24 protein-coding genes are annotated in these 23,480 nt (G+C 60.8%); 9 read left to right on the plus strand and 15 right to left on the minus strand.

What is annotated here, in order from left to right; genetic code table 11:
* Window positions 1–11 precede the first annotated feature (11 nt).
* The 4 genes from BDB13_RS02645 to BDB13_RS02660 form a co-directional block, all read right to left on the minus strand.
* A complete protein-coding gene (locus BDB13_RS02645; RefSeq protein WP_094270283.1) occupies window positions 12–413 on the minus strand; it encodes a MaoC/PaaZ C-terminal domain-containing protein in 402 nt (133 codons plus the stop codon).
* Window positions 410–877, minus strand: a complete 468-nt coding sequence (locus BDB13_RS02650) for a MaoC family dehydratase N-terminal domain-containing protein (protein ID WP_094270284.1) — start codon at window positions 875–877, stop codon at window positions 410–412. Before BDB13_RS02650 ends, BDB13_RS02645 begins: the two co-directional genes overlap by 4 nt.
* The gene (locus tag BDB13_RS02655) at window positions 877–2,067 is read right to left on the minus strand and encodes a lipid-transfer protein (RefSeq protein WP_094270285.1); all 1,191 of its coding nucleotides are present in this window, start codon (window positions 2,065–2,067) and stop codon (window positions 877–879) included. The genes BDB13_RS02650 and BDB13_RS02655 overlap by 1 nt, the downstream gene beginning before the upstream one ends.
* Window positions 2,068–2,164: 97 nt before the next feature.
* Window positions 2,165–3,319 (minus strand): TetR/AcrR family transcriptional regulator, encoded by a 1,155-nt coding sequence (locus tag BDB13_RS02660; RefSeq protein ID WP_094270286.1) that lies wholly within the window; start codon window positions 3,317–3,319, stop codon window positions 2,165–2,167.
* A 153-nt stretch (window positions 3,320–3,472) separates the two neighbouring features.
* Here BDB13_RS02660 and BDB13_RS02665 point away from each other — a divergent pair, with 153 nt between their 5' ends.
* The 3 genes from BDB13_RS02665 to BDB13_RS02675 are packed head-to-tail and all read left to right on the plus strand — an operon-like array spanning window position 3,473 to window position 5,575.
* Window positions 3,473–4,108: an SUMF1/EgtB/PvdO family nonheme iron enzyme gene (locus BDB13_RS02665; protein WP_094274622.1), complete on the plus strand. Its 636-nt coding sequence runs from the start codon at window positions 3,473–3,475 to the stop codon at window positions 4,106–4,108.
* 50 nt (window positions 4,109–4,158) lie between these two features.
* Window positions 4,159–5,001, plus strand: a complete 843-nt coding sequence (locus BDB13_RS02670) for an alpha/beta hydrolase (protein ID WP_094270287.1) — start codon at window positions 4,159–4,161, stop codon at window positions 4,999–5,001.
* A gap of 4 nt (window positions 5,002–5,005) precedes the next feature.
* On the plus strand, window positions 5,006–5,575 hold the full coding sequence (locus BDB13_RS02675) for a nucleotidyltransferase family protein (protein WP_094270288.1): 570 nt from the start codon (window positions 5,006–5,008) through the stop codon (window positions 5,573–5,575).
* Window position 5,576: 1 nt separating this feature from the next.
* On the opposite strand, the gene BDB13_RS02680 is transcribed toward BDB13_RS02675, so the two are convergent.
* The 3 genes from BDB13_RS02680 to BDB13_RS02690 all read right to left on the minus strand — a co-directional run bounded on the left by BDB13_RS02680 (window position 5,577) and on the right by BDB13_RS02690 (window position 8,574).
* Entirely contained in the window at window positions 5,577–6,548 is a 972-nt protein-coding gene (locus BDB13_RS02680; protein ID WP_094270289.1) for an alpha/beta hydrolase, read from the minus strand.
* 103 nt (window positions 6,549–6,651) lie between these two features.
* Complete coding sequence (locus BDB13_RS02685) at window positions 6,652–7,176, minus strand: gluconokinase (protein ID WP_094270290.1); 525 nt, start codon at window positions 7,174–7,176, stop codon at window positions 6,652–6,654.
* 9 nt (window positions 7,177–7,185) lie between these two features.
* Window positions 7,186–8,574 carry a GntP family permease gene (locus tag BDB13_RS02690; RefSeq protein ID WP_094270291.1) on the minus strand — a complete coding sequence of 463 codons (1,389 nt, stop codon included), beginning with the start codon at window positions 8,572–8,574 and terminating at the stop codon, window positions 7,186–7,188.
* A gap of 131 nt (window positions 8,575–8,705) precedes the next feature.
* On the opposite strand from BDB13_RS02690, the gene BDB13_RS02695 reads away from it, so the two are divergent.
* The gene (locus BDB13_RS02695; protein ID WP_094270292.1) at window positions 8,706–9,422 is read left to right on the plus strand and encodes a FadR/GntR family transcriptional regulator; all 717 of its coding nucleotides are present in this window, start codon (window positions 8,706–8,708) and stop codon (window positions 9,420–9,422) included.
* A 97-nt stretch (window positions 9,423–9,519) separates the two neighbouring features.
* A complete protein-coding gene (locus tag BDB13_RS02700) occupies window positions 9,520–10,527 on the plus strand; it encodes an NAD(P)H-dependent glycerol-3-phosphate dehydrogenase (protein ID WP_094270293.1) in 1,008 nt (335 codons plus the stop codon).
* A gap of 61 nt (window positions 10,528–10,588) precedes the next feature.
* Here BDB13_RS02700 and BDB13_RS02705 read toward each other — a convergent pair whose 3' ends face one another.
* The 5 genes from BDB13_RS02705 to BDB13_RS02725 all read right to left on the minus strand — a co-directional run bounded on the left by BDB13_RS02705 (window position 10,589) and on the right by BDB13_RS02725 (window position 15,217).
* Window positions 10,589–11,308 carry a M50 family metallopeptidase gene (locus BDB13_RS02705; RefSeq protein WP_094270294.1) on the minus strand — a complete coding sequence of 240 codons (720 nt, stop codon included), beginning with the start codon at window positions 11,306–11,308 and terminating at the stop codon, window positions 10,589–10,591.
* Window positions 11,305–12,492, minus strand: a complete 1,188-nt coding sequence (locus BDB13_RS02710) for an ATP-binding protein (RefSeq protein WP_094270295.1) — start codon at window positions 12,490–12,492, stop codon at window positions 11,305–11,307. Before BDB13_RS02710 ends, BDB13_RS02705 begins: the two co-directional genes overlap by 4 nt.
* A gap of 62 nt (window positions 12,493–12,554) precedes the next feature.
* Window positions 12,555–13,274 carry a hypothetical protein gene (locus BDB13_RS02715; protein WP_141210605.1) on the minus strand — a complete coding sequence of 240 codons (720 nt, stop codon included), beginning with the start codon at window positions 13,272–13,274 and terminating at the stop codon, window positions 12,555–12,557.
* Window positions 13,275–13,428: 154 nt separating this feature from the next.
* Window positions 13,429–13,971, minus strand: a complete 543-nt coding sequence (locus BDB13_RS02720) for a hypothetical protein (protein ID WP_254922680.1) — start codon at window positions 13,969–13,971, stop codon at window positions 13,429–13,431.
* Window positions 13,972–14,113: 142 nt separating this feature from the next.
* Window positions 14,114–15,217 carry an LLM class flavin-dependent oxidoreductase gene (locus BDB13_RS02725; RefSeq protein WP_094270297.1) on the minus strand — a complete coding sequence of 368 codons (1,104 nt, stop codon included), beginning with the start codon at window positions 15,215–15,217 and terminating at the stop codon, window positions 14,114–14,116.
* A gap of 244 nt (window positions 15,218–15,461) precedes the next feature.
* Here BDB13_RS02725 and BDB13_RS02730 point away from each other — a divergent pair, with 244 nt between their 5' ends.
* The 3 genes from BDB13_RS02730 to BDB13_RS02740 all read left to right on the plus strand — a co-directional run bounded on the left by BDB13_RS02730 (window position 15,462) and on the right by BDB13_RS02740 (window position 19,732).
* A complete protein-coding gene (locus tag BDB13_RS02730; RefSeq protein WP_094274624.1) occupies window positions 15,462–16,121 on the plus strand; it encodes a TetR/AcrR family transcriptional regulator in 660 nt (219 codons plus the stop codon).
* The gene (locus BDB13_RS02735) at window positions 16,118–17,773 is read left to right on the plus strand and encodes an FAD-binding dehydrogenase (RefSeq protein WP_094270298.1); all 1,656 of its coding nucleotides are present in this window, start codon (window positions 16,118–16,120) and stop codon (window positions 17,771–17,773) included. Before BDB13_RS02730 ends, BDB13_RS02735 begins: the two co-directional genes overlap by 4 nt.
* A gap of 231 nt (window positions 17,774–18,004) precedes the next feature.
* Window positions 18,005–19,732, plus strand: a complete 1,728-nt coding sequence (locus BDB13_RS02740; RefSeq protein ID WP_217902153.1) for an APC family permease — start codon at window positions 18,005–18,007, stop codon at window positions 19,730–19,732.
* Here the strand turns inward: BDB13_RS02740 and BDB13_RS02745 are convergent, their stop codons facing one another.
* Window positions 19,733–20,806 carry a VIT1/CCC1 transporter family protein gene (locus BDB13_RS02745; RefSeq protein WP_094270300.1) on the minus strand — a complete coding sequence of 358 codons (1,074 nt, stop codon included), beginning with the start codon at window positions 20,804–20,806 and terminating at the stop codon, window positions 19,733–19,735. It lies immediately after the preceding gene.
* A 124-nt stretch (window positions 20,807–20,930) separates the two neighbouring features.
* Here BDB13_RS02745 and BDB13_RS02750 point away from each other — a divergent pair, with 124 nt between their 5' ends.
* Window positions 20,931–21,557: a DUF4232 domain-containing protein gene (locus tag BDB13_RS02750; RefSeq protein WP_094270301.1), complete on the plus strand. Its 627-nt coding sequence runs from the start codon at window positions 20,931–20,933 to the stop codon at window positions 21,555–21,557.
* 3 nt (window positions 21,558–21,560) lie between these two features.
* Here the strand turns inward: BDB13_RS02750 and BDB13_RS02755 are convergent, their stop codons facing one another.
* Together BDB13_RS02755 and BDB13_RS02760 are read right to left on the minus strand one after the other, a co-directional pair.
* A complete protein-coding gene (locus tag BDB13_RS02755; RefSeq protein WP_254922681.1) occupies window positions 21,561–22,571 on the minus strand; it encodes an ABC transporter permease in 1,011 nt (336 codons plus the stop codon).
* Window positions 22,568–23,437: an ABC transporter ATP-binding protein gene (locus tag BDB13_RS02760; RefSeq protein WP_094270302.1), complete on the minus strand. Its 870-nt coding sequence runs from the start codon at window positions 23,435–23,437 to the stop codon at window positions 22,568–22,570. Before BDB13_RS02760 ends, BDB13_RS02755 begins: the two co-directional genes overlap by 4 nt.
* Window positions 23,438–23,480: the final 43 nt, after the last annotated feature.

Here is a 23,480-nt window from a genome sequence, read left to right on the forward strand (position 1 = left end):
GGTGGGTGTGGTCAATCGAGCGCGATGACGGCGTCACCGAGTAGGGTGACTGTCCCGTCCGGTAATGCCATCTGAAGTGTGAGGGTGGCACGACGTTCACCGTCCACGTCGTCAATCGATGTAACTGTTGCAGTGCACGCCGGACTACCGTGAATCGGCGTGATGGAAGCGAACCGCACCTTGAATGATCGAAGTTGTTGCTGCGGAGCGATGTTAGTGAGAAGGCGCCCCAGGTATGCCATCGAGAGCATGCCGTGCGCAAAGACGTCATCGAGCCCCGCGGATTTGGCGACGTCGACGTCGATATGGATGGGATTGACATCACCGGATGCGCCGGCGAACAGCGCAAGGGTAGTCCGCGAGATCGGCGGAATACTCAGTTCCGAAACGTTTCCCACCGAGAGCGCAGTCATGACACAGCCTTTCCGACGAGCTTGTTCTGCACAACAGTCGAAGATCCGATCTCCGCTACGACAACGCCCTCCTGATTCGTGACGGTGGTACGTCGGATGATGAATTCGAGTGCGCCGCCCTTCTTGTCGTATACGTCGACGATTCGACTTGCGGTCGTGAGTTCATCTCCTGCATAAGCCATTTCGTGGTACACAAACTCTTGCTCACCATGGAGGACAGTGCGGAGATCTACCCCTAGATCGCCGAGGAACGCAAACGGGTCGGGGGCTTCGAGATCAACCCCGAAGAAGAAGGTCGGCGGCACCGGCAGGTCGCGGTGGCCCACCGCGCGTGCCGCATCGAGATCGGTGTAGATCGGATCACTCTGGCCGGTTGCATTGGCAAAAGCCCTCAGTCGGCTTCGGCCGATCAGCAGCGTGCCACCGGCGAGTTCTGTTCCGATGACGGATCGATCTATTGCCATCAGTTGCCCACCTTCTGATAGAGAGTGACGACGCAAGCGCCGCCCAGACCTAGATTGTGTTGCAGCGCAACGCGTGCGCCGTCCACTTGGCGATCGCCGGCTTGCCCACGCAATTGCCAGACGAGTTCTGCACACTGCGCAAGGCCAGTTGCCCCCAATGGATGCCCCTTCGAGAGCAGCCCGCCCGAGGGGTTCGTGACGACCCGGCCTCCGTACGTGTTGTCACCGTCCCGAATGAACTTCTCGGCGGTACCCGCCGGAGTGAGCCCCAACGCTTCGTAGGTCAGGAACTCGTTGGTGGTGAAGCAGTCATGGAGCTCGACTACCGGGATGTCCTCGGGACCAATGCCTGCGGCTTCGTACACAGTGTGCGCCGCAGCGGCTGCCATGTCGTAGCCGATAACCTTCCGTAGATCCATCGACTCGAAAGTGCTTGGGGTATCTGTTGTCAAACTCTGGGCTGCAATGACCACGTCTGCGGAAAGCCCGTGCTTCTGCGCGAATTCAGCACTGCAGACAACAGCAGCGGCAGCACCACACGTGGGTGGGCAGCACTGCAATCGAGTCAGCGGTCCGAATATCCGGGGAGAGGCAAGTACCTGTTCTGCGGTAACAAGATCGCGGAACACCGCATTCGGGTTGTTGGCCGCATGCTTTCGCGCTTTCACCGAAATCTCGGCGAAGATCGCGGGATCGATTCCGTATTCATCGACGTAGGCTTGCCCGGCCCCACCGAAGAACTGCGCTGCCATCGGTGCCGATTGGTCGCCGCTCTGCAATTGGTCCCGCACTGCTGCGAACCTGGTCAACGGATCTGGCCGGTCCGAGTAGATCGAACCGAGTGCTCCCGGCACCATCTGCTCGAATCCGAGCGCAAGGGCACAGTCGACGGTACCGCTGGCCACTGCCTGCCGCGCGAGGAAGAGCGCCGAGGATCCTGTGGCACAGTTGTTGTTCACGTTGATGATCGGAATTCCGGATTGTCCGATTCCGTACAGAGCGGCTTGGCCTGACGTTGAATCGCCGTATACATATCCGACGTACGCCTGCTGGACGAGCGAGTAGTCCAAGCCCGCGTCGGCAAGCGCAATCCGCGCCGCCTGCTCACCCATGTCTGAATAGATGCCGCTCTTGCCCGGCTTTGTGAACGGAATCATCCCTACACCCGCTACGAAGACGTCGTTCCCCATCGCCACACCTCTCGATCGCCGAATGATAATTTCGACCTTAACCGAGATTTACTTAACCGGGAAGGGGTTTGAGGAAACTGAATTCGGACGGACCGAGCTAGTCCCCCGAGCGCAGGACAGCGCTCGCCACGATGATCACTTTCGACGAAAAGCGTTCCGTCGCAGCCAAATGTGGAGTGCGCATGAGATCGTGGATAACACCCAACGCTGCGTGAACCAGTACCCGCGCAGTCCCTTCGGCCAATTGTGGCCGCGCTCCCCGCAGAAGGGCCACCCATTCCGCGACATACTCACGTTGACTTCTCTGAGCATCAGGTGCCAGCAAGGCAGGTTCGGCGAACAAGAGCGAGGTCAGATTGACATTTTCTTCAGTCATGAGCACGTACGATCGCACCACGTCCATGAGGGCATCATCGTGTGTTGTGTTGTGCCGCAATGCCGTATGCAATGCAATCCACAATGCATGGGTGCCGCGTTCGATTGCGGCGTTCAGGAGGTCGGACTTGCTGTCGAAGTAGCTGTACAGGCTCGGACCGGACACCCCAGCCGCGGCACCGATGTCGTTCATTCCAGTCGCCTGATACCCCTTGAGGCCGAACAAGGCGATGGCACTGGAGAGCAGACGCTCCCGCTGCGACGCCGGCTCGAGACTCGACGGCAAGGTCTCGACGGTTAGCCCCGTCGTACGGATGTCGGCACGGACAACTTCCAGCCCCGACGCCGCGAGCACGTTGGCAAATTCAGTAGTCGGCAACTCCACCGAATGATGACCCGGACTACTCAGAATCGACAGGATCGCCCAAGCCAGTATTTCTGCATCAGCCGCCGACAGATCTGGGCGGGCAGCCAGAATCAGACCCGCATAGATGTCGTTGGACTCCCGAAGTCTCTCCCGCAAAGCCTTGTGCGCTTCGGGGGGAAGGTTCCTGGCTTCCCTCGACCAGAGGAGACCCGTTTCGCGGAATCGAACAGCGATCATGCAGTTGACAGCAAGCATCTCCGCAATCGACTCACTCGATGTTCTAACCGGAGCTACATCGTCGAAACTGCTGGCCACGGCAGCTTCGAGTAAGACCGACTTGTTCGAGAAATGTCGATACAGCGCACCCGGACTGATATCGACCGCCTCGGCAATCGAGGCCATCGTGACGTTGTGATACCCCAGTTGAGCGAACTGGGATCGCGCGTTCAACAGAATCTGTTGCCGCCGATCCTTGGGCCGACGCTTCTTCTCTGCTTCGGCTGCCGTCATGGACACTCCTCCGAATGATTTTGTGAATCTCTGTTAAGCAACTTACGCGCTGATCGAAACGGTTGACGCCACAGTCGGAATTGGCTGCAATGAACGCATGTCTGTCGACAACGAATACCGGAACGGTGCGCCGTGAGCCGAGCCTCCGAGTTGATGATCGACATCCGCGGCGGCACGGTCGATCTGCGCGACGACCGCAAGGGCACCACGTGGACCGCAGTCGTCCAACCGTTTCGCTTGGCGCGCTATCCCATGACTACCGAAGTGCTGCACGGTGATTCAACTTCTGCCGCGAACACTTCGGCAGTCAATGTGTCGTGGATCGACGCGGTAACGGCCTGCAACAAACTCTCGGCGGACGACGGCCTCACTCCCGCCTACCTGGACATCGACAGCGACTCACCGCAGTGGGATCAGCAGGCCAACGGATACCGTCTCGCCACAGAAGCGGAATGGCAGTACGCGTGCAAAGCCGGCACCACGGGATATCGCTACGGCGAGGTCACCGATATCGCGTGGTACAGCGACAACTCCGATGGTCATGCCCACCCGGCCGGCCTGAAGGAACCCAACACTTGGGGCTTGTACGACATGATCGGCAACGTCTGGGAATGGTGCTGGGATCTCTACGATCCCGAGGTCTACGGCACCTACCGCATCTTCCGAGGGGGCAGTTGGGCCGAAGAAGCACGCGGTTGTGGGGCAAGCGTCCGTCGTCGTAGCCACCCGACCTTCGCAATCGACGACTTGGGCTTCCGTATCGCCCAATCCGTGGGCCCCGGGGAATAGCATGTTGGAGAATCCGCGTACCGGAACCGGTCGGGAGAGAGGGCGCAACCATGCAGCGTGAAGAGTCGTCGTTCACCGGAGTATCCGGCACCAAGATCGTCTACGACGTATGGACTCCGGATCGTGAGCCCACCGGCGTCCTCGTCCTGTGCCATGGTCTCGGCGAACATGCTCGCCGCTACGACCATGTGGCTGCCCGGCTGGGCGAACTCGGCCTGATCGTGTATGCCCCGGACCACCGCGGACATGGACGGTCCGGCGGAAAGCGCGTCCATTTGAAGGAATTTTCCGATTTCACCGACGACGTCCACACTCTGTTCGGAATCGCGACGGCAGCACATCCGGGCAAGGACAAGTTCCTGCTCGGCCACAGTATGGGCGGCGCGATCGCGCTGAGTTACGCACTCGATCACCAGAGCGACCTGAAAGCGCTGGCACTGTCCGGGCCGGCCGTGATCATCGCGACCGGTACACCCAAAATCGTCATGCAGTTGGGTAAGTTCCTCGGCAAATATCTCCCGGATGTTCCGGTCGAAAGCCTGGAAGCAGCGGCGGTGTCGCGCGATCAGAATGTTGTCGACAAGTACAACGCCGATCCACTGATCCACCACGGCAAGGTACCGGCCGGAATTGCGCGCGGAATGATCACGGCGGCAGAAGGATTCCCGTCCCGCTTGCCTTCACTGACCATTCCGGTTCTGCTGCAACACGGATCCGCCGACCGCCTCACAGACCCGGCAGGCAGCAAGCTGGTTGCCGACCTCGCCGGATCCACGGACGTCACATTGAAGGTGTACGACGGCCTGTACCACGAGATCTACAACGAGCCTGAGCAGAAAGAAGTTCTGGACGATCTTGTCGAGTGGCTACGCCCCCGCGTCACCGGCGCATAGTTCGATGACAACATGCGGGGTCCTGCTCGCCGCCGGCGCAGGATCCCGCATGGGTACACCGAAAGCATTGAAGTTCGATGCCGACGGTCAATCATGGCTCCGCCGTGGAGTGTCCGTATTGCGCGACGCCGGCTGCACTCCGGTGATCGTTGTACTCGGAGCCCAAGCCTCAGCCGCCGCAACCCTTCTGCCCCCCGATTCCACGAATATTCTTGTAGTGGAATCGGACTGGAAGAAGGGCATGAGCGCGTCACTTCACGCCGGCCTCCACGCCGCACAAAAGCTGACTGTCGATGCCGCTGTCATCACCCTCGTTGATCTGCCGGATCTCAACGCCGAGACAGTAACTCGCATGGTCGGCCCGACGCCCGTTCAGTCGAATACCCTCCGTCGCGCAGTGTTTCACGGAAGCCCGGGGCATCCCGTCGTCATCGGGCGCGCCCATTGGGACGCCCTGATCAACTCCTTGACCGGTGACGCCGGCGCCGGCGCTTATCTGCGCAAGCACCGAGCGGAACTCGTGGAATGTTCCGACCTGAGTACGGGCCGGGACGTCGACTATCCGCAGTCGTGAATCAGGCGCTCAACTGCCGCTTCGAGGCCAAGGTCCGTTCCAGGAATGCAATACTCAGGTCAACGATCGTGCGGCCTTCGCGCAGGGATTTGCCGATCACGGGGAAGGCATGGATCTGCCCGCTCCAGATGTGAGTCTCGACGGATTGGCCTACCTTGATGAGGTTTTCGGTCATGATTTCCACGTCGGGACGCATCAGTTCGTACTCTGCCGCGACCAGGAATGTCGGCGGGATCAGGCTCGGGTCGGCATTGATCGGGGACTGCGCACCGAAAATCTCGTCCGGGCCGCCCAGCCACCGATCCTTGAGTTTCTCGACCTGCGACATCGGCAGGTACGCATCACGTTTCATGAAGTCGGAGTCGTGCTCTTCGAGGTTGACGTTGAGCATCGGCGAGTATCCGATAACTGCTGCCGGCCGGGTCATTCCACGCAGTGCGGCAATTTCGGCGACCTTCATCGCCAGGTATCCACCGGCCGAATCACCCGCAACCACAATCTTGTTCGGGTCTTCGGCAGTCTCGAGGAGCGCCGTGTAGGCCGCCATCGCATCCACCACCGAAGTCCCGATCGAGCCTTCGGGTAGCTGGCGGTAGCGGACGGAGATCACCGGGACACCGGCCTTGGCGGACAGCAATCCGCACAGAGCGCGGTGTGTGGCAAGGCCGCAGAAGATGAACCCGCCGCCGTGGAAGTACAGGATGGTGGCACCGGCCAGCTCGCCGGTTGCCTTGCGTGGGTGTGTCACCTTCTCGCTGGGAACTCCGCCGAGCCGCAACGGTTCGATATCGAGATTCTTGGGCTTCGGCAGGCGGTCGGCCAGTGCGTCGAGGCGTTCCAGCTGCCGAATTCCGCGGTCACTGGTCGGCCAGAGCGTGAACATCGGCTTCACGAACGTCCTGGTCACCGCAAAAATGAACCGCGCTCGCGGGCTCACGTTCCAGTGCCATACCGTCGAATCTCGCGTCCGCATAGCGTCCTCCCAGGTCAAAGCGTTTTGTGTATTTGAGTTACACATACTTTTCAGTGAACGATAACCGACGAGCATCCTTGAGGACAGATGCGCTCCGAAAGTCTCAGTATCCGAGCGTCTCCAACCTCCGCAGAATCTCTTCCACGATTACGGCAGGACTGCCGCCCACGTCGACGATAATTGCTTGTTCATCCGGGTCGAGGGGCTCGAGAGTAGATATCTGCGAGTCCAGAAGCGACGGCGGCATGTAGTGGTCGAGACGCGCCGTCAACCGCTGGCCGATCTGATCACGCGAGCCTGCGAGATGCACGAACACCACGTTGTCACCGCGAAGGACATCCCGATAGCTTCGCTTGAGCGCCGAGCAGGTCACGATGCCAGGCTCCCCCGCATCGGCCCGTTCGGTGATCCACCGAGCGATCTTGTCCAGCCACGGCCAACGGTCCTCGTCGCAGAGGGGATGCCCGGCAGCCATCTTCTCGATGTTGGCCTGCGGGTGCAGATCGTCGCCCTCTTGAAGATCCCATCCCATGGCGCCGGCAATCATTCCACCGACGGTTGATTTACCCGACCCCGAGACACCCATCACGACGAGTACCGGATTCTTCTGCGCTATTTCAGTAGTCATGTTCCAGCCCTAGATGATTGCGCTCAGTACAAGGACACCGGCCAAGCCGGACACCGAGATGATGCACTCCATCACGGTCCACGTCTTGAGGTTCTGTACAACGCTGACACCGAGGTATTCCTTGACCAACCAGAACCCGGCGTCGTTGACGTGCGAGAGGAAGAGGGAGCCCGCTCCGATCGCCAGCACCATCAGCGAAACATGGGTGGACGACAGATCTGCGGCTACCGGCGCAAGAATGCCCGACGCGGTCACGGTGGCAACTGTTGCCGAACCTGTTGCAACGCGGATCAATACAGCAACCAACCAGGCCAGGAAGAGTACCGGCAGGCTACTGCCCTTGATCGCGTCGGCAATCACGTCGGCGATGCCCGTGTCGATGAGAACCTGCTTGAAGCCTCCGCCGGCGCCGACGATCAAGAGAATGCCGGCGATCGGAGGCAGCGAACTTTCGAGAGATTTGGAGATGGCCTTGCGGTCCATTCCCCCGCCGCGGCCGAGGAGCACCATGCCGGCCAGAACTGCGAGACCCAAAGCGACAACGGGTGTTCCGAGGAAGTCGAGCACCGATTTGGGGAGTGCATCTGAATCAGGAGCGATGACGTCCGCAAACGCTTTGCCGAGCATGAGCACCACGGGAAGCAGGATTGCGGAGAGTGTGGCCGCGAAGGACGGCCTCTGCTTCTTCTCTTCTTCGCCTAAATCTTCGCCGGTGACAAAAAGATCCGGAACTTTGACATCAACCCATCGTGCGGCGATCTTGCTGAATAGCGGACCGGCGAGAACAACGGTGGGGATGGCGACCAGCACACCGAGCGCCAGAGTGAGCCCGAGGTTCGCGTCCAATGCGGAGACCGCGACGAGCGGGCCCGGATGCGGCGGAACCAGGCCGTGCATCGCAGAGAGTCCGGCAAGTGTGGGGATTGCGATTCGGATCAACGACTGACCGGAGCGTCGAGCCACCAGGATGATGACCGGCATCAGGAGTACAAGTCCGATTTCGAAGAACATCGGCAGTCCGATGACAGCACCGACCAACGCCATCGTCCACGGCAACGCCGCTGCACTGGAGCGACTGACCAACGTGTCGACAACTCGATCGGCACCGCCCGAGTCGGCCAGTAATTTGCCGAACATCGCGCCGAAGCCGATCAGGATGCCGACGCCGCCCATCGTCGAACCGAATCCGGTGGCGAATGCGGCGACGGACTCCGCAGACCCGAGACCAGCCGCCAGACCGACGCCGACGGCCCCGATCGACAGAGCCAGGAAGGGATGCAGATCCAGCCAGGTGATGAGCGCGATGATCACGGCGACGCCCGCGACGGCGGCGATGATCAATCGGGCATCGCTACCAGCGGGGACGATCTCCGCTGCCAGCAGTGCTGTGGTGTTCATAGGGACTCCAGTCCGGTGAATGATTGAGGTCACTGTTCCTTAATTAACCTACAATTTCAAGACCAGACACTAATTTGTAGTATTTATGGAGCTTGCAGCGGGCTTATCCATACGCATGGGACCATCTATCTATGACCGCCGTCCCCTTTCAGCAACTGCACGACTCGATGCTGGAACAACTGGGCCAGGACATCGTGGGCGGCGTCCTGAAACCGGGCACCACCATCTCCGCCGACGAGGTCGCAACTCGCTACGACGTGTCCCGCACCGTCATCCGGGAAGTCGTGCGAGTCCTCGAATCACTCGGCCTGGCCGCGGTGCGTCGACGCGTCGGGATCACCATCCTCGGATCGGAGCACTGGAACGCGCTCGATCCCACTGTGATCCGCTGGCAATTGGCCGGGCCCGACCGATTCGAACAACTGTCGATCCTCAGCGAACTGCGCTCCGGAATCGAACCGCTGGCTGCTCGCTTGGCCGCGACAAGGGCCACCCCCCAGCAATGTGGTGCGCTCACCGCAGCCGTCATCGGCATGTCAGCTACCTCCCGAGCTGCCGACACGGACGCGTACCTGAGTCACGATGCCGACTTCCACCGCACCCTGCTCGCCGCGTCGGGAAACCCGATGTTGCGCGCAATGTCGCAGATCGTCGTCGAAATTCTCGAAGGTCGAACTCGGCATGCCCTGATGCCCCACGAAGCCGACGCCGAAGCGATTCACCTGCACGGAGTGGTGGCTTCGGCCATCCAATCAGGCGACGCCGACGCTGCCGAATCTGCAATGCGCTCGATCGTCGCGGAATCCGCGGGCGCCGTCGAGAATCTGCGCGAGAGCCCGTCACCTTAGTTCCAGACACAGACTCTGCGGATTTGCCCCGCAACCGCTCCGCAAGTGGAACGCTTGGCCTCATGACATCACTCGCTACCTCGAACAGCGCACTCTGATGGCCCGCGCGGTACGCGTCGTCGTTCTCGGCGCCGGATCCTGGGGAACCACCGTCGCCGGCCTTGCTGCCCGCAACACGCCCACGTTGCTGTGGGCGCGAAACGAAGAAGCTGCCGACGAGATCAACACCAATCGAACCAATTCCAAATATCTCGGCGACCGAAGACTCGCCAAGGGGCTGAGAGCAACGTCCGATCTGGTCGAGGCCGCTCGCGAAGCCGATGTCCTGGTGTGTGGGGTGCCTTCCCATGCCGTGCGCTCCACACTCGCCGAGATCTCCGAAGAGGTGCGCGCGTGGGTGCCGATCCTGTCGCTCTCCAAGGGCCTCGAGCCCGGGACGCGTTTGCGTCCGACCGAGGTAATCGCCGAATGCCTGCCCGGTCACCCGGTCGGGCTTCTCGCCGGACCGAACATCGCCAAGGAGATTGCGGACGGCATGGCCGCCGCATCTGTCGTCGCAACACAGGACGATCGCGTCGCCGCTGCCCTTCAACCGCTGTTCGCGTCCGCAGTGTTCCGCGTCTACCGGAACACCGACGTTCTCGGGTGCGAGCTTGGTGGCGTTCTCAAGAACATCGTCGCGATCGCGTCCGGCATGGCTGACGGACTGGGCGTCGGTGACAACACGCGCGCCATGGTCCTTGCCCGTGGCCTTGCGGAGATGACCCGCATGGGTGAAGCAATGGGCGCTAATCCGCGAACCTTTGCCGGTTTGACCGGCGTCGGCGATCTGATTGCCACGTGCATGGCCCCGACGTCGCGCAACCGTCGTGTCGGCGAGGCCCTCGCGCAGGGGCTGACCGTCGAGGAAGCAGTGGCCAAACTCGGCCAGGTGGCCGAGGGCGTCAAGACTGCGCCGACGGTTATGGCCCTGGCTCGGGAGTTCGGCGTGGACATGCCCATCGCGGCGGAGGTCGAGGCCGTCATCGCCGGCCGGCAGAGCGCGAACGACGCCTACCGCGGCCTCCAGAAGGTGGCGGCCGGTGGCGAGGAAGACATAGCGTAATCAAAATCTACAGGTATCTAGCCAATCAGCTAGATACCTGTAGATAGATCAATCGACTGAATCAGCCGACTACCGGACGCAGGATCCACCAGCCGCCCACCACCAGAACGCCGACATTGACCAGTAAGAACAGCATCACCCAGACAATCGCGGGTATCGGCGAAAGCCTCGCCAGTTGATCGGCGTCGGAATCCGGAGCGCCGCCACGCTGCATGCGCTGACGCTGTAGTTCCACCACCGGACGCGGCCCCGCGAAAAGCAGGAAGAGCGTCAGGAAGTACGCGGCCGCCACCTGCAATTCCGGTGTCCCCCACCAGACGAGAGCGAACAGCGCAGCGCCGACCACCGCCAGCGAGAACACTCCGTACAGATTGCGGATCAGCACCATCATCACCGCGATCACGAACAGCCCGATCCACAGCACCGACACCGCGCGCTGCGCGCCCAACAATGCTGCGGCACCGAGTCCGAGGATCGACGGCCCCACGTACCCCGCGAATGTCATGAGGATGACACCCAAGCCCGTCGGTTTGCCCGACGAAATCGCAACTCCCGACGTATCCGAGTGCAGCCGAAGACCTTTCAGCCGGCGCCCGACCAACACCGCAACAATGAGATGGGCGCCCTCATGTGCGATGGTTACGACATTGCGCGCAACCCGCCACAGGTGTGGTTCAAGAACGATCACGACGGCCAACAGCGCCATCAACGGAACTACCCACGTCTGTGGCGCGGGACTGATGGCCGCAACCCGATCCCAGGCAGTCTGCAGCGCGTTCATTCCGCCTGCCCACGCAGGTAGCGGCCGAAATGCGGAACCGTGAATCCGATGGAACCCCGCTCGGCGGAGTAGATCAGACCCTTCTTGATCAAACCGTCACGCGCCGGCGAGAGCGACGCCGGTTTACGGCCGAGTTCGACGGCAATCGCCGACGTCGCGACCGGACCGTCGTCACCGGAAAGATCAGCCATCGCGCGCATGTATTCACGTTCCGCGGGAGTTGCTCTCTCGTAACGTGATCCGAAGAAGCCGACTGCCAGTTCTTCCTCGGCCGTCGGAGCGCCCACTCGCACATCATCTTTGGTGATCGGACTCGACGCGGCCACATCCCACGTCGCTTTTCCGTAGGCCTGAACAAAATACGGATAACCGTCTGCCGCGTCGTACAGCGCGTCGAGCGCTTCGTCGGTGAACTTGACGTCCTCACGCTCGGCGGGCGCAATCAATGCCTGGTCTGCAGCTTCCCGTTCGAGTCGATCGATCCGGTGATAACTGAACAGCCGCTCCGAGTAGCTTTTCGACGCCGACAACACTGCTGGCAGATGCGGAAGTCCGGCTCCCACAACGATGAGCGGTGCACCGTCTTGGCTGAGCTCATGGCACGCGCCGCAAATCGCCGATACGTCCGCGGCACTGAGGTCCTGCATCTCGTCGATGAAGATCGCGATCCCGACGCCGACATCGCGCGCCAGCGACGACGCTTCCATCAGCAGTTCCACCAGGTCGATCTCGATGTCACCGCTGTCGGCTCGGCCCTTGATCGCCGGAGCATCGATGCCGGGCTGCCAACGCTCGCGCATTCCTTTGTCCGCCGTCGCGCGTAGCGCAAAGGATTTGAGGACACCCAGAAACTGTTCTACTCGCTCCGGATCACGATGTGACACCGCAATTTCCCGCACTGCCATGTGCAGAGCGGACGAGAGGGGACGTCGTAAATCTTGATCGGGGCGCGCCTCAATTTTGCCGGTCCCCCAGCTCTTCGAGATGGCGGCCGACCGTAACTGATTGAGCAGCACAGTCTTCCCGACACCGCGCAGCCCGGTCAGGACAACACTGCGCTCGGGCCGTCCTCGAGCAATTCGCTCGAGGACGACGTCGAAGGCATCGATCTGCTTGTCGCGGCCTGCCAACTCCGGCGGCCGTTGACCGGCACCGGGGGCATATGGATTGCGCACTGGGTCCATGCCCACCGACGGTACAAGCCGACTAGCCGAATATGTCGCTCTCTAGGGCGTGTCCTAGAAAACTAGGAACCGGCGCTTCCCGTACTGCTGCTTCCGTTACTCAGACTGCCCGTGAGACTTCCCAGGCTGCCGCTGTTGCTGCTGCCGAGTTCACTGCTTCCTGCCTGGATGCCCGCCTGGATCCGGAGCACTTCTGCGATCACATCGTTGAGGGTTTCGAATCCCAGGCCCTCGAGTGAACCGGAGACGCTTCCAGCGCCGCCGTCACTGCTGCCCACACTTCCGCTGCTACCGAGACTGCCCAGTGGACTACCCACCAAGACGACCTCCGGCAAGCTGATTGTCGGAATCGGGATGTTGCCACTGATAAGGCCGGCAGCGAGATCGATGATCGACACACAAGCACCGACGACACCGTAGATGCCCGGCGACACAGTCACTGTCTCGGTAAGGGTTCCCTGCGGAGAAACTCCGAACAGGTCCAAGGGATTTTCGACCCGCGGATATTCGAGAACACCCGGTGTCAGTATCGACAATGGGTCATTGATGATTCCGGGTAGCTTCCCGATCTCGACGATTGCGGGCGTGCAGTTGATGAAACTGAACCGCGGATTCGGGTTCTTGAGCGTGAACGTGATGTCGTTGTCTGCCACACTCACCTCCAACGGCGGCGCGAGTGGCGCTGCCACCGCCGACGTAGTTCCGGCGAAGGTCAATCCGATAGTTGCTGCCGAGCTGACAGCAACTCCTCCGAGCACACGCTTGAACCTACGACTACGCATTTCCGTACCTCCGGACAACTCGGTCAACTAGAACTTCCAGAACAATAGACCGCTCAGTCGGAAAACGTGTGGTGGAAAAGCCAACTGCGCCGGACTCGGGGGAATTGTCACCCGAGTCCGACGCAGCTGAAGAAAACTACCTAGTCACTGACTTTCACTTGCCGAGGATGCCCGACAGCAGTCCCATGATGTCGATGCCATCAAGGCTTCCACCACTGAGGCTTCCGGTGCCACCGATCGTGACCAGCTTGGGCACACCGAAGGCCGGCTTGAGGGGAAGAACCGTCGGGTCGACGCATCCACCGATCACGGCATACGTTCCGTCAGGAATATTGTCCACATCCACAGTCTTGGTCTCGCCCGCGACAACACCGAACAGCGACTGGAGATCCGTAACCTGGGGGTAGACAACAATACTCGGGTCAAGCAACTTGGTTGGATCGTTGACAATATTTGTTGCTTCGACCGCATTGACGACAAGCGCCTGGCACCGCGGCGACGTCAACCCGGTGTTGGTGTTGTTGTTGACAACCGTCAATTTCATATCGTTGTCGACGACCGAGAAGGTCACATCGGGCGCCGTGACAGCGGCCGACGCGATTGCCGGGCTGATCAGTGCTGCGCCGCCGACAGTTGCGGCAGCGACAGCCACAGCGCCCACTACGCGACGAATTGCAAACTTGCCCTCTACCTGCATTGACGACCCTCTCGTTGGTTCCGCGACACTCAGCCGCAATAACCTGCGAAGTGTAAAACCAGACGAGCGTCCAATTCGGGCAACACGTACAAATGGGACCAAGGCTCGTGAACTCAGGACCATAGTCCCGCTGTGGATCTCCCTAGAGACCGCGCCTCGCCAGGATCGGCCGGACACCTTCACCGAACTGGTACGTCTCCTCGAGATGCGGATAACCCGACAGAATAAAGTGATCCAGGCCGATTGCCGCGTACTCGGCGATCCGATCGGCAACCTCTTGATGCGAACCGACCAGCGCGGTTCCGGCGCCTCCGCGCACCAAACCGACACCGGTCCAAAGGTTCGGCGCGATCTCCAACGAGCGCGCACCGATGCCTACCTTGTAAGCGCTTCCGTTGCCGTGTAGTTCGAGCATCCGACGCTGCCCTTCCGAACCTGATCGAGCGAGATTCGCCTGCGCCAGTTCGACTGTCGCCGGATCCAAGGCACTCAGCAGACGATCGGCCTCCGCCCACGCCTCCTCCGATGTGTCACGGCTGATGATGTGCAGACGAATTCCGTAGTCCAGACTTCGCCCCTGAATCTCAGCCAGGTCCCTGATCCAGGCGATCTTGGAGGCAACTGCAGACGGGGTTTCACCCCAGGTGAGATACGTATCGGCAAAACGTGACGCGACGGTGCCCGCAGCGGGTGACGAACCCCCGAAGAAGATCGGCGGCACGGGATCCGGAATCCGATGCAAGGCAGCATTTTCCACACTGACGTACTCTCCCGAGAAATCCACGGGACCGTTCCCGGCCCACAACTGCCGAATCACGTCGAGAAATTCGCCGCAGCGCGCATACCGCTGGTTCTTGTCCAGAAAGTCTCCGAATGTTCGCTGCTCGTAGTCTTCGCCACCGGTTACGACATTCAGAAATAGTCGTCCGCCGGATTGCCACTGGAACGTCGCCGCCATTTGAGCCGCCAACGTCGGACTCAGCAAACCTGGCCGAAGCGCAACGAGGAACTTGAGGGTTTCGGTGGTGTCCACCATCATCGCCGTCGTCAACCAGGCATCCTCGCACCACGCTCCGGTCGGAGTCAGGACGGCTTCGAATCCGTTGGCTTCTGCTGCAGCTCCGATCTGGTTCAAGTACTTCAGCGTCGCCGGACGGTCCCCTGACATCGAACTTCCGTGCCCGCCTGCCATCAGGTTGCGAGAATCGCCGTAGGTGGGCAGATACCAGTGGAAACGCAGAGACACGGCAGTTCCTTTTTTCGACGCCAGTAAGCAGAGGTTTCCATTACAGTGCCCGGACACACGCCCGGTCAGGGTTGAAATCACGGAGATTCTTAGATCACGCATCCGTGAACCGGTAAATATTCATGAATCTTGTCTATTCACAAGAAATCGTTAGAAATCCCTGTCAAGAGAATATTTTCGAATACGCCGCTGCATCGGATACATCTGTGTATCGTTTGTGAAACCCACCGAACCGGAGGTACCGATGAGCGATGTGGCTGCCTTACCGCCAAAACGCGTCACCAAACGTAGAGGTCAGACGCGCCAGCGGCTCCTCGACGCAGCGGCCGAGGTCTTTGCCGACGAAGGGTTCGGACGCGCGACCGTCGAGCAGATCTGCGAGCGAGGCGGGTACTCACGAGGGGCCTTCTACTCCAACTTCGGTTCCCTGGACGAACTGTTCTTTGCCATGTGGGAGCAGCGATCCGCAGCAATGCTGGCAGATCTGAAAAAGGCGAGCGCGGCAATCACTGCCAGCCCACTCGACATAACTTCCGCCGTCGCGCGGATCGTCGCGGTAGTCCCCGTCGACCCACAGTGGTATCGGATCAACGCAGAATTCACGGCTCACGCACTTCGCAACGACGCGCTCCGAACCGCGTTAGCCGACCGCGAAGACGCGATCCTGCAAACCTTGCTGCCAATCGTCGAATCAGCACTGAGCGATATCGGACGAAAAGTAGTCGGTGATCCCACGGCACTCGGACGGGCCCTGGTAGCAATCCATGACGGCACCAGCGTGCAGTGCCTCGTCGACACGGACACCGGTGCAGCATTTGCGCTGCGCCGCGATATTTTCACTCGAATCCTGCTGTCCTACAGCGTATCAATGGAATCCAACCAGCCAGAAGAGGAGTTGCTGTGAGCGAACATGCTGACGTCATCGTTGTCGGAGCCGGGCTTGCGGGCCTGGTCGCCACCTACGAACTGACGCGCGCGGGACGCAAAGTGCTTGTCGTAGAACAAGAAAACGCGGCCAACCTCGGCGCTCAGGCTTTCTGGTCACTGGGCGGACTTTTCCTCGTCAACAGCCCCGAACAACGCCGACTCGGCATCAAGGATTCGCTGGATCTGGCCATGCAGGACTGGATGGGCACGGCCGCATTCGACCGCGACCGCGAAGACCACTGGCCTCGGCAATGGGCCAAGGCGTACGTCGAGTTCGCGGCGGGCGAAAAGCGAGAGTACCTGCACGACTTGGGACTTCGCTTGATGCCGAACGTCGGCTGGGCTGAACGCGGCCGCGGCATGGCTCTCGGTCACGGTAACTCAGTTCCCCGATTCCACCTCACCTGGGGAACCGGCCCCGGTGTCGTCGACGTATTTCTCAACAAGGTGATCGCGGCGCAGAAACGCGGACTGGTCACGTTCAAGCACCGCCACCAGGTCGATCAACTCGTACTCACCGACGGTGCAGTCACCGGAGTTCGCGGCACTGTCCTCGAGCCCTCCAACACTATTCGGGGAGTCGAAAGCTCCCGCACACCAATCGGGGAATTCGAATTCTCCGCGCAGGCCGTTGTGGTCACCTCCGGCGGCATCGGCGGCAATTACGAACTGGTGAAGAAGAACTGGCCGGAGCGACTGGGTAAGGCACCGGAGCACATGCTGACCGGCGTGCCGGCACACGTCGACGGACGCATGCTCGAGATCACCGAATCCGCCGGCGGCAACATCGTCAACCGCGACCGCATGTGGCACTACACAGAAGGAATCCAGAACTGGAATCCCATCTGGCCCAACCACGGCATCCGCATCATCCCCGGCCCGTCGTCAATGTGGTTCGACGCCACCGGAAAACGCTTGCCGGTACCCAACTTCCCCGGTTTCGACACGATGGGGACCTTCAAGTACATCCTCGACAGTGGTCACGAGTACACGTGGTTCATCCTCGATCAGAAGATCATCGAGAAGGAATTTGCACTGTCCGGTTCGGAACAGAACCCCGACTTCACCAATCGCGATTTCAAACTCCTGCTCGAACGCATCAAGAAGGGTGCACCCGGCCCAGTCGAAGCATTCAAGCAGAAGGGCGCAGACTTCGTGGTTCGCAACAACCTTCGCGATCTTGTGGACGGTATGAACGCACTCACCGACGAGCCGCTCCTCGACTTCGAGGACATCGAACGTGAAATGATCGCCCGCGATCGTGAGGTCGATAACAAGTACAGCAAAGACTTCCAAATCACCGCGATCCATGGTGCCCGCAATCTGCTGGCCGACAAGATCGTGCGCGTCGTCGCACCGCACAAGATCCTCGACGCCAAAAGCGGTCCACTGATCGCAGTCCGTCTACATCTACTCACTCGCAAGACCCTCGGCGGCCTGGAGACCAATCTCGACTCGCAGGTCATCAAGGCTGACGGCAGCGTATTCGACGGACTGTATGCGGCCGGTGAGGTCGCCGGATTCGGCGGCGGCGGAGTACACGGGTACAGCGCCCTGGAAGGAACATTCCTCGGCGGCTGCATCTTCTCCGGCCGAGCAGCAGGCCGAGCGTTGGCGCGAGACCTGTAGCGAGCCAGGTGTACTGGCGGCGTCAACTTAAGGTTTGGCGCCGTCAAAATCTCGTCAACAAGGCACCTGATGCTCCGGATCGGTCCGGATACTTGTTCGGTGAGACATGCAGTGATGATCGGCCAGGCCAACGCGCTTCGCCAACGGGCCCCGCGCGCAGCGAAGCGAAGTCTCCGCGAGCGTCAAAAGCTCTCGGTGGCTACAGGTTTGGCAGGGCTTTCGCTCGACGCGATGGCCTCGGTATCGTACGGTCCCGAGGCCATCGTGTTGGTGCTGGCGCTGGCCGGCGGGGCCGGACTCGGGTTCACCCTTCCGGTAACTATTGCCATCGCGGTACTGCTCGCGGTCTTGGTGGCGTCGTATCGCCAGGTCATTGCTGCTTTTCCGGAAGGCGGTGGCGCCTACGCCGTCGCCCGGAAACACCTGAGCAAGCGGGCCAGTCTGACCGCTGCCGCGTCGTTGATCATCGATTACACACTCAATGTCGCGGTGTCGATCGCTGCCGGAGTGGCGGCACTGACGTCGGCTTTCCCGGTTCTGTTGCCGTATACGGTGTGGATCGCACTGGTGATTCTCGGCGGCATCACGGCGTTGAATCTGCGCGGTATCGCCGATTCGGCGCGAGCCTTCATGCTGCCCACCGCCATCTTTGTGGTCAGCATCTTCACCGTGATCATCGCGGGACTGTTTCGAGATGAACCGGCAGCCACTGTGTCGGCGCCGTTCCTCGTCGATAATGCGCACACGATCGGGGTTCTTCTACTCCTCAAAGCGTTTTCGAGTGGTTGCGCCGCATTGACCGGCGTCGAGGCCATTGCCAATGCCGTACCGAGCTTCAAGAAGCCGCGAGTGCGCACAGCCCAGCGCGCCGAGGTCGCATTAGGAGTCCTGTTGGGCACCATGCTGATCGGACTCGCAGTGCTGATCGAAAAATTTGCCTTGGCTCCGGTGTCCGGAACGACAGTCCTGTCCCAGCTCACATCCGCCGCTCTCGGAAATGGCGTCGGCTACTACGTCGTCCAGTTCTCGACCGTAGTGCTGTTGGCTCTTGCTGCGAACACTTCCTACGGCGGACTACCCAACCTGATGCGAATCCTCGCCGACGACAATGTTCTTCCACACCGCTTCAGTCGAAAGTCGACGCGGGACGTCTTCACGTACGGAGTGTTGGCCTTGGGCGGTGCTGCGGCTCTGCTCCTGATCGGATCCGCCGGCAAGATGAACACCCTTGTCCCCCTGTTTGCGATCGGCGTTTTCATCGGTTTCACCCTCGCCCAGTACGGCATGGTGAGGCACTGGCTGACCCTGCGGACCCGGGGCTGGAAATGGCGCTTGGCCCTCAACGGTTTCGGCGCTGCGTTGACCGCGATCGCAGCGGTGGTAACCACCGCTATGAAGTTCACCGAAGGCGCCTGGCTGATCGCGCTCGCGTTACCGATACTCGTGTTGGGTATGGAACGTGTACGCGGCGCGTACCAGCACATCGGGGAACGTCTGACCGTCAGCGCAGACAAGAGCGCTTCTCCGGCAATCGGATACAAGCCGGCCGTCCTCGTTCCGGTATCCGGATTGACGACGCTCTCGTCCCGCGCCATGGATGCTGGGTACGCCATGTCGTCGCAACCGATTGCCATCCGCGTCTGCATGGAGCACGAGTCGACGGCCGAGTTCGCTCGGAGATGGAATGCGAAGTACCCGAATTCGCGATTGATCATCATCGAGGACACCGAGAACTCGGTGGGACTCTCACTGTCCCGGTACATTCGAGCGCACTTCCCCCACCGGGAGACGTTTGCCGTGATCGCCACTCTCGACCCCGCAACGCCGTGGCACCGATTCCTTCCGCGCCAACGCACCGACGAGGTTGCCGACGCATTGCGCAAGCACACCGATGCCGTGGTCTGCCAGGTGCCGGTTCGGATCGATCCGGCGTTCCGCGATCCTGCATTGCGCGCCTAGCTACAGAGAAGTCCCGAACAGCATGCCCAGCAGATACGTTGCGCCGGCCGCGCCGAAACCGATGGCAAGTTGCCGAAGCGCACGCTTGAAAGGCGGACCACCGGAAAGCAATCCGACCACCACACCGGTGCCCAGCAGGGCAATGCCGACCAGAACGGAGGCCACAATGAGTGCGGTCATGCCTTCCAAACCGAACAGGTACGGCAGCACCGGAATGATTGCGCCGGAAGCGAAGAAGCAGAAACTGGCTAGCGCTGCGCCGATGCCGGTACCGACCGCCTCATGGGTGTCCTCGACATCCGTAGAACCGAAGTTGTTGTACTTCAATGCCTCTGCGGCGCGAACTTCAGCTTCCTCTTCCGTCATACCGCGAGCCCGATACACCAGCGCCAGTTCGTTGGCGTCGACGTCGAGGAGTCCGACGGCGTCTCTTGCTGCCGCTCCCGGCGTGGAGGCTTCGAGTAATTCACGTTGCGAGCGCACCGAAACGTACTCACCCGCTCCCATCGACAATGCACCGGCCAGGAGTCCGGCCATGCCGGTGAGTAGCACGATCTGGTTGGAGACACCGCTGCCACTGATACCGAGGACCAAAGCCAAGTTGCTGACCAGTCCGTCGTTTGCCCCGAAGACCGCGGCTCGGAAGGTTCCCGAGAGTCTGTTGCGGCCACGTGTGGCCAGGGCCCGCACTACTTCTTCATGGATCTTTTCGTCGGCGCCCATCGACGCGGTGGCGTCGGCATCATGTGGGTAGGGCGACCGTGTCTCGGCGCGTTGGGCAAGGGCAAGAACAAAAACCGAGCCGAATCGCCTCGCCAGGAAGCCGAGGATGCGAGTGCGGATATCACCTCGCATCGGCTTGCCCACGTGATCGCCGAGGAGGGCTCGCCAATGGGCCTCATGCCGGCCTTCCGCTTCGGCCAAGGCAAGCAGGATCTCGCGCTCCTCGCCGGTCCGTCGTCCGGCAAGGTCTCGGTAGACAGCTGCCTCGGCCTGCTCATCCGCCAGATACCGGCGCCACCGCTTGATGTCGCGAGGCTGGGGATCGGGCCGTGCATCCGGAATCGGCGACATCGAATCTCCTTCGTGCTCGGCGGGCGTAGTTCTTGTGCCGGCATAGTTACCGCATTCCCGCACATCCCAGACTTAATTCGGATATACCGGACGCACGTATCGGTTGTCCGGAGGAGCGAACCCTATGAGTCCAACACAAACACGTCGGATCGTCCTGTTCGCGGCACCGCTGGCGACATTGGCCCTCGTCAGTGGTTGCGGATCCGACAGTTCCGATACCGCGGCAAGTTCCTCAGTTCCCACAACCACCTCGGCGCTGCCAACCTCCGCGGCGCCGGCACCGACATCCCATGCTGAGCACTCCCAGACCACCATGACTATGGTCCCGAATCCTCAGAACTGCACCGTCGGAGAACTGACCGTGACCCTCGGCCAGGCGGGCGGCGCGGCAGGCTCCACCGAACTCCCCTTGGTCTTCACCAATACAAGTTCACGAACCTGCAACCTCGACGGTTTCCCCGGCGTCTCGTATGTCACGGTCGCCTCCGGTAATCCGGTGGGCGCGCCCGCGACCCGATCCGGCTCCGGTTCGGTTGTCTCACTTGCTCCCGGATCTGCCGGAACCGCGATGGTTCGCGCCACCAACGTCGAGAACTACCCGGCCGATCAGTGCGGCGTCACCGAAGTTGCGGGGCTGCAGGTCTATCCGCCTAACAGCTACGATTCCGTCTTTGTTCCCTATCCCACCAAAGCCTGCTCGATGACCGGCGCAAACATCAACCAACTGAGCGTCGCACCGGTCACCAGCTGATCTTTACGGCTTCAGGCGTCGTAGTCCCCAAAGTGCGGGAATCATGAAGACGCCTGAAAGAACAAGTACCAGAGCCGCTTCCGTCAGCTGGAATCGACGGAACTGATCGGCGGAATGGTATCGGGTTTCGTAGTGGTCGACACCTTGTTCTTGTAGACACACCTCCATCCCTCGGTCCTGTTGCGCCTCCAGTTCATCGATGCGGAGTGTGTACTCGGCACCCGTCTCCTCGGGGCGTTGGTCGTACGAATTCCCTTCGCCCGATCCTCCCCACGTGCACTCGTCGTAGCGAAGGTCGACAGAATTGCCTCGGATATCGACATACCCCTGGTTGATCTCCCAATTCACTCCGGGAATCGAGTCATCCTCCGTAGCCGTGTAGGTAACTCCCCCGTTGATGATGGGCGATGCGTCGACAGTCAACGGCGCGTAGTGAGGCCGGGCGAAAAATTGAAACATCACCAGTACACCAATTACTCCGACCATCGTCAGCGCCACTGCCCCGATCGAACTGCGCACCAGCAATGCACATGCCGCGCCAAGCATCAGCGCCATGAATGTGTAAGCACCCAAGGCCAATCCACTCGATTGAAAGAACGGGTAGGTCAGGTTCGACAAGTCGACAAACTGTCCCCGGCCGCTAACGAATGCAAAACTTTCGTGTTCTCGCGGCCTACGAGTCCATTCCAGCGCAAAGCCGAGTAGCGTCGCACCAGCGGTCAACGGCACAAATACAACCAGCACTCTCGCCCAGAACCAACGGACTCGACTGACCGATTGGGTCAGTCCCAAAACATGGGTGCCCTGTTCAATATCCCGAGAGAAGACCGTCACCCCGACCAGTGCTCCCAGGAGCATGGGAAGCATCGTTGCAATCACGGCCGTCGCAATGTCAATGATGGCGTCGTCGTTCAATGCCGTAACAGACAGCACTGCAAGAATTCCCAACGAAACCATAATGCCCAGCGAGACAATGATCGACGTCCGATGGTGACGCCAGGTTACCCAGATCATGCTGACACCTTCGCTTCTCCGCTCAGATGCCCGAGCACTAGGTCGTCCAGAGTTGCGTCGTCGACAGTCCAACCTGGCATTGCGCTCGGCCGACACCCCTCGACAAGGTGCGTATTTCGTCGGAGCCCCTTGTCGGTATGCACAACCCTGCCGGCGCCCACTACGTCCGACGGATCACCGTCACCCACCAATACATAATGGGCAGAAACCAATTCATCCAACGGTCCCGAGAGTCGAGCATTTCCGTCGCCGAGGAGAAGCAGACGATCCGAGACGTCGGCGAGTTCCGAAATGATGTGCGAGGACAGCAATACGGTGGTGCCGTACTCGGCAACATCCTCGAGCAAGGACGATGCGACGGACCGCCGCGCGACCGGGTCCAGATCTGCCAACGGCTCGTCGAGGAGCAGCAGCTTCGGCCGGCGTCCGAGCGCCAAAGCCAATGCCACTCTGGTTCGTTGGCCCGGCGATAGATTCTTGGCCTTCGCCTCGAGAGGAACGTCGGCCCGCTCTACCAAACCGAGCGCATACTTCGCGTCCCAATGATCGTTGGTGTGCGCACCGAACCGAAGCAGTTCAGCAACAGTGAATTTGGGGTACAGCGGCTTGTGCTGCGCCAGATACGCCAAGCCTGGACTGATGCCGCCGCGACTCGGCTCCGCGCCGAGCACGGAAATCGAGCCGTGATCCGGCATCATCAAGCCCACAGCCAAATTCATCAGGGTGGACTTGCCGGCGCCGTTCACTCCCACCAGTGCCGTGATACTTCCCGTCGCCACCTCGAAGGTGCAGGCGTCGAGCACCTTCTTGCGCCCGAAGCGCTTGTCCACGTCTGCCATGGTGAGCGCAGATTCTTGCTCGGTCATGGTGCCTCCCCTTCTCTCCGGATGACTTTGTTTCGGATGACTT

It is taken from the genome of Rhodococcus sp. OK302, assembly GCF_002245895.1.
Lineage (GTDB): Bacteria > Actinomycetota > Actinomycetes > Mycobacteriales > Mycobacteriaceae > Rhodococcus_F.

Excerpts from the sequence above, each read along its gene's own strand:
- BDB13_RS02645 (WP_094270283.1), bottom strand. The coding sequence starts at position 413 with ATGACTGCGCTCTCGGTGGGAAACGTTTCGGAACTGAGTATTCCGCCG.
- BDB13_RS02650 (WP_094270284.1), bottom strand. The coding sequence starts at position 877 with ATGGCAATAGATCGATCCGTCATCGGAACAGAACTCGCCGGTGGCACG.
- BDB13_RS02655 (WP_094270285.1), bottom strand. The coding sequence starts at position 2,067 with ATGGGGAACGACGTCTTCGTAGCGGGTGTAGGGATGATTCCGTTCACA.
- BDB13_RS02660 (WP_094270286.1), bottom strand. The coding sequence starts at position 3,319 with ATGACGGCAGCCGAAGCAGAGAAGAAGCGTCGGCCCAAGGATCGGCGG.
- BDB13_RS02665 (WP_094274622.1), top strand. The coding sequence starts at position 3,473 with ATGATCGACATCCGCGGCGGCACGGTCGATCTGCGCGACGACCGCAAG.
- BDB13_RS02670 (WP_094270287.1), top strand. The coding sequence starts at position 4,159 with ATGCAGCGTGAAGAGTCGTCGTTCACCGGAGTATCCGGCACCAAGATC.
- BDB13_RS02675 (WP_094270288.1), top strand. The coding sequence starts at position 5,006 with ATGACAACATGCGGGGTCCTGCTCGCCGCCGGCGCAGGATCCCGCATG.
- BDB13_RS02680 (WP_094270289.1), bottom strand. The coding sequence starts at position 6,548 with ATGCGGACGCGAGATTCGACGGTATGGCACTGGAACGTGAGCCCGCGA.
- BDB13_RS02685 (WP_094270290.1), bottom strand. The coding sequence starts at position 7,176 with ATGACTACTGAAATAGCGCAGAAGAATCCGGTACTCGTCGTGATGGGT.
- BDB13_RS02690 (WP_094270291.1), bottom strand. The coding sequence starts at position 8,574 with ATGAACACCACAGCACTGCTGGCAGCGGAGATCGTCCCCGCTGGTAGC.
- BDB13_RS02695 (WP_094270292.1), top strand. The coding sequence starts at position 8,706 with ATGACCGCCGTCCCCTTTCAGCAACTGCACGACTCGATGCTGGAACAA.
- BDB13_RS02700 (WP_094270293.1), top strand. The coding sequence starts at position 9,520 with ATGGCCCGCGCGGTACGCGTCGTCGTTCTCGGCGCCGGATCCTGGGGA.
- BDB13_RS02705 (WP_094270294.1), bottom strand. The coding sequence starts at position 11,308 with ATGAACGCGCTGCAGACTGCCTGGGATCGGGTTGCGGCCATCAGTCCC.
- BDB13_RS02710 (WP_094270295.1), bottom strand. The coding sequence starts at position 12,492 with ATGGACCCAGTGCGCAATCCATATGCCCCCGGTGCCGGTCAACGGCCG.
- BDB13_RS02715 (WP_141210605.1), bottom strand. The coding sequence starts at position 13,274 with ATGCGTAGTCGTAGGTTCAAGCGTGTGCTCGGAGGAGTTGCTGTCAGC.
- BDB13_RS02720 (WP_254922680.1), bottom strand. The coding sequence starts at position 13,971 with ATGCAGGTAGAGGGCAAGTTTGCAATTCGTCGCGTAGTGGGCGCTGTG.
- BDB13_RS02730 (WP_094274624.1), top strand. The coding sequence starts at position 15,462 with ATGAGCGATGTGGCTGCCTTACCGCCAAAACGCGTCACCAAACGTAGA.
- BDB13_RS02740 (WP_217902153.1), top strand. The coding sequence starts at position 18,005 with ATGGCCTCGGTATCGTACGGTCCCGAGGCCATCGTGTTGGTGCTGGCG.
- BDB13_RS02745 (WP_094270300.1), bottom strand. The coding sequence starts at position 20,806 with ATGTCGCCGATTCCGGATGCACGGCCCGATCCCCAGCCTCGCGACATC.
- BDB13_RS02750 (WP_094270301.1), top strand. The coding sequence starts at position 20,931 with ATGAGTCCAACACAAACACGTCGGATCGTCCTGTTCGCGGCACCGCTG.
- BDB13_RS02755 (WP_254922681.1), bottom strand. The coding sequence starts at position 22,571 with ATGATCTGGGTAACCTGGCGTCACCATCGGACGTCGATCATTGTCTCG.
- BDB13_RS02760 (WP_094270302.1), bottom strand. The coding sequence starts at position 23,437 with ATGACCGAGCAAGAATCTGCGCTCACCATGGCAGACGTGGACAAGCGC.